This window comes from Dysgonomonas sp. HGC4 (genome assembly GCF_001261715.1).
GTDB lineage: Bacteria > Bacteroidota > Bacteroidia > Bacteroidales > Dysgonomonadaceae > Dysgonomonas_A.
On sequence record NZ_CVRU01000001.1, the window covers coordinates 15,810 to 20,235 of the forward strand.

Below are 4,426 nucleotides of genomic sequence, written 5' to 3' on the forward strand. Positions count from 1 at the left end.
TAATATTATTACAGGTCCAGATTTTGAAGCATTATCAGATCAAGAAGCTCTTAATAGAATAAAAGGTCTTAAGATTATGTGCCGTGCACGTCCTTCTGACAAGCAACGTTTGGTTTCGCTTTTAAAGCAATCAGGCGAAATTGTAGCTGTTACGGGTGATGGTACGAATGATGCTCCGGCTTTAAACCATGCAGATGTGGGTCTTTCTATGGGATCGGGAACATCGGTTGCTAAAGAGGCTAGTGATATTACTTTATTGGATGACTCATTCAGCAGTATTGCTGTTGCTGTAATGTGGGGACGTTCGTTATATCAAAATATTCAACGTTTCATTTTATTTCAATTAACGATAAACGTTGCTGCACTTCTTCTGGTATTCTTAGGTTCAATCTTCGGACATGAATTGCCGTTGACTGTAACTCAGATGCTATGGGTAAATCTTATCATGGATACATTTGCTGCGGGAGCTCTGGCTTCATTACCTCCTAACCCGAATGTGATGAATGAAAAGCCTCGTAAAAACACTGACTTTATTATTACGCCTCCAATGAGAAGCAAAATATTATTTGTCGGACTTGTATTCGTCGGTATCCTTATGGCAATGTTGTTCTACTTCAATGTACAAGCAAACTTAGATACATTCTTCGATTATATAGATGCTGAAAATCGTTATGCTTATTTCTTATCTTATTTCTTTACTGTATTTGTATTGTTACAGTTCTGGAATATGTTTAATGCTAAAGCTTTCCAAACAGGAAAATCTGCTTTTGCAGGTATGAAAGATAGTTTCGGATTTATAATTGTAGCAGGAATTATTCTTGCAGGGCAGGTATTGATTGTAACATTTGGAGGAGATGTATTCCGTACAGTACCTTTATTGCTTAAAGATTGGGGAATCATAATTGGTGCTACATCATTCGTTCTTTGGATTGGTGAATTAGTTAGACTATTCCAAAAGAAATGATCGACTGAATTTTATTGAATGATATTGGTGTTTAATACTGCAACTAAGCATTGTAGTCGTACTTACCAAAAGCGATAAAAAGGCGTGAAGCCTTAAAACACAGAAAGTGGATAAGTAATAATATATTTATCCACTTTTTTATTAACTATGAATAACTATGAAAAAACACCTATTACTACTTAGTCTATTGACTATGCTAAGCTTTGTAGTTAAAGCTAATCCTGTAAATAATCTTTTAGAAAGAATAGATAAAGGATCATCCCGAAAATTCAAAATTGAATTAATAGAGACTAATCAGAAAAAAGATTTTTTCGAACTTGATCAAGACGAAGATAAAGTTGTGATTCGGGGAAATAATTATGTGGGTATTGCTACCGGTCTTAATTGGTATCTGAAATATTATGCACACATACATCTTTCGTGGAATGCCATGACAACAACCTTACCTGAAAAATTACCTATGGTAAAAAAGAAAGAAAGAAGGGAAACTGAGAAACAATTGAGATATTACCTCAACTATTGTACATATTCTTATTCGATGGCTTTCTGGGATTGGGAACGGTGGGAAAAAGAACTGGACTGGATGGCTCTGCATGGAGTGAATCTTCCACTAGCTTTAACCGGAACAGAAACAGTTTGGTATAATGTGCTTGATAAGTTAGGATATTCGAAAGATGAGATCAATCAGTTTATTGCAGGGTCTGGATTTCTTGCGTGGTGGCATATGAATAATCTTGAAGGGTGGGGTGGTCCCAACCCCGATCGGTGGTATAAGCAACAAGTTGAGCTACAAAAGAATATAGTAAATCGTATGAGGGAGTACGGTATTCAACCCGTATTTCCAGGATATGCAGGTATGTTACCCAGTAATGCGAAAGGAAAGTTGGGCGTGAATGTTTCTGATCCCGGCTTATGGTGCGATTTTAGACGACCAGCTTTTTTGCAACCGACTGATCCTAATTTTGAGAAAATAGCTGATTTATATTATTCAGAACTAGAAAAGCTATTCGGTAAAGCTAACTATTATGCAATAGATCCCTTTCATGAGGGCGGAAGCATAGAGGGGGTTGATCTTGATTTGGCTGGAAAAGCAATCATGCGAGCCATGAAGAAAGCTAATCCCGATGCAACATGGGTGGCACAAGCGTGGCAAGCTAATCCTCGTCCACAAATGATAGAGAATCTAGACAAAGGAGATTTGCTTATTCTTGATCTGTTTAGCGAAAGCCGTCCTATGTGGGGAGATAAAGAATCATCATGGTATAGAGAAGATGGCTATGGTAAACATAATTGGGTGTACTGTATGTTGCTCAACTTTGGAGAACGACCCGGATTAATGGGTAAAATGGATGCTCTTATTGATGGGTATTATAATGCACAGCACCATAACAGCGGGCAAACTTTGGTTGGCGTAGGCGCAACAATGGAGGGTATAGAGAATAATCCAATGATGTATGAGTTGCTATTTGAGTTACCTTGGAGAAATGAGAAAATCAATAAAGATATATGGCTTGCCGAATACGCTACAACTAGGTATGGAGGTGAAAACGAAGCATTAAAAATAGCTTGGCAGATATTAGGAAACACAATATATAATTGCCCTAAAGCTTATACCCAAGAAGGACCTGTTGAGTCAGTATTGTGTGCTCGACCAGCCTTGGATGTTAAGAGCGTTTCTTCATGGGGGACTTCTCGTATCTATTACAGTACGGATTCTATACGTTTGACTGCTCAATATATGCTTTCGGTTGCAGATAATTATAGAGGTAATGCCAATTTTGAACATGATCTGATAGAAGTTATCCGTCAGGCAATATCAGATAAAGCGTATTATTTACAGAAGGAGGTGAGCGAGGCTTATGAGAGTGAAAATAAGGAGAGGTTTAAAGAATTAAGTCATGATTTTCTTGCGCTTATATTAGCTCAGGACAGTTTGTTGGAAACAAAGCCTGAATTTATGCTTGGTAGATGGTTGGAGCAATCTAAAAAGATAGGAAGCACGGATGCTGAGAAGAAGCTCTATGAATGGAATGCACGCACACAAATAACCACGTGGGGGCCACATAATGCAGCAGAAAAGGGAGGATTGAGAGATTATGCCTATAAGTTGTGGTCGGGTTTGTTGCGTGATGTATATTACCCCAGATGGAGTGCCTATTTTGCCTATTTGGAAGAAAAGCTAAATGGGGATAATCCTTCTGAAATAGATTTTTACAAAATGGAAGAAGCATGGACACTTAAAAGGAATTTGTATCCGAACACTTCGAGTGAAAGTCCAATAGAACGAAGTAAAATAATATATGGTAGATATGTAGGTTACCTGCCATAAGATAAAAGACGAATTTAAAAACGAAGCGTCTCCATCTATTGAAAAATAGGTGGAGACGCTTTTTTTTTGTGATTGGTTTATAAGGAAAGATTATTTGGTAAATATAGAGCATTTTGACATATTATTAAATAAAAATAAACATTTTGATTAAAAAGTGTTTTGAAAACTTTCATATTTAAACAAAAAGATTTACTTTCGTGGTGTGGGTGTGATATATGACACATATTTTAGGTTTTAGGTTTCAAATTTCTGCTATATATAAATTATTAACATCTTTAAAGTAATTTGAGTATGAGGGGCAAAAAGTGTATTTTAGGTTTAATGGCATGTTGTTCACTATCTACTATTGAAGTTTCAGCTCAATCTGAATCTGAATCTGAATCAAAATTGAAGGCAAATCTTTCTGCCGACCTTGTTAGTAGTTACGTTTGGCGGGGAATCAAACAAGCTGCCGGAGCAAGCGCACAACCGGCAGTATCGGCATCCTTAAGTGGATTTACTCTAGGTGTATGGGGATCGGTGGATGTTACAAGTAATAATCATAAAGAGGTAGACTTTTATGCAGCTTATTCGAGTAATAACATTACGATTACCGCTACCGACTATTGGTGGGATGGTGAGGGTGCATTCCATTATTTTAGTGCTCCTACTGCCGGTAATGTGGGGCACTCTTTCGAAACAGCCATAGCTTATACTCTTCCTGAATCTTTTCCTCTTACTCTTTCATGGAATACATTCCTATTGGGGCAAGCCAATAAAAAAGTAAACGGAGATAATTCGTTCTCCACTTATGTCGAATTGGCTTATCCTTTCTCAATAAAAGAAGTTGGATTCAAAATTAGTACAGGTTTTACACCTTGGGCTAGTACAATTTATGGTACAGACAAATTCAGTTTTACATCAGTGCAATTGGGGGCATCAAAAGAAATTAAAATAACAGATTCGTTCAGTGTACCCATATTTGCTAATGTGATAGTAAACCCGGTTCACGAAGATATCAACTTTGTATTCGGAATAACACTTAGATAAGAATATAAAGTAATAATAAACAGTAGGTATATACTTCAATCTGAATTAATAATAACTGTCGGTTGTAGAGAATGCTAATCAAAGTAACAAATAGGTCTGAGACC

General features: G+C 36.9%; 3 protein-coding genes. All 3 read left to right on the forward strand.

Features of this window, described 5'->3' with window-relative positions; genetic code table 11:
• Positions 1-964 (forward strand): HAD-IC family P-type ATPase (locus tag HGC4_RS19005; RefSeq protein WP_255349812.1); only part of this gene is annotated, 964 nt, incomplete at its 5' end.
• Between the two features lie 157 nt (positions 965-1,121).
• Positions 1,122-3,293, forward strand: coding sequence for an alpha-N-acetylglucosaminidase (locus tag HGC4_RS00085; protein WP_050708079.1), 2,172 nt, complete (start codon positions 1,122-1,124; stop codon positions 3,291-3,293).
• A 291-nt stretch (positions 3,294-3,584) separates the two neighbouring features.
• On the forward strand, positions 3,585-4,322 hold the full coding sequence (locus tag HGC4_RS00090) for a TorF family putative porin (protein WP_050708080.1): 738 nt from the start codon (positions 3,585-3,587) through the stop codon (positions 4,320-4,322).
• Positions 4,323-4,426 lie beyond the last annotated feature (104 nt).

Coding starts and splice junctions, on each gene's coding strand:
- HGC4_RS00085 (WP_050708079.1), top strand. CDS start 1,122: ATGAAAAAACACCTATTACTACTTAGTCTATTGACTATGCTAAGCTTT.
- HGC4_RS00090 (WP_050708080.1), top strand. CDS start 3,585: ATGAGGGGCAAAAAGTGTATTTTAGGTTTAATGGCATGTTGTTCACTA.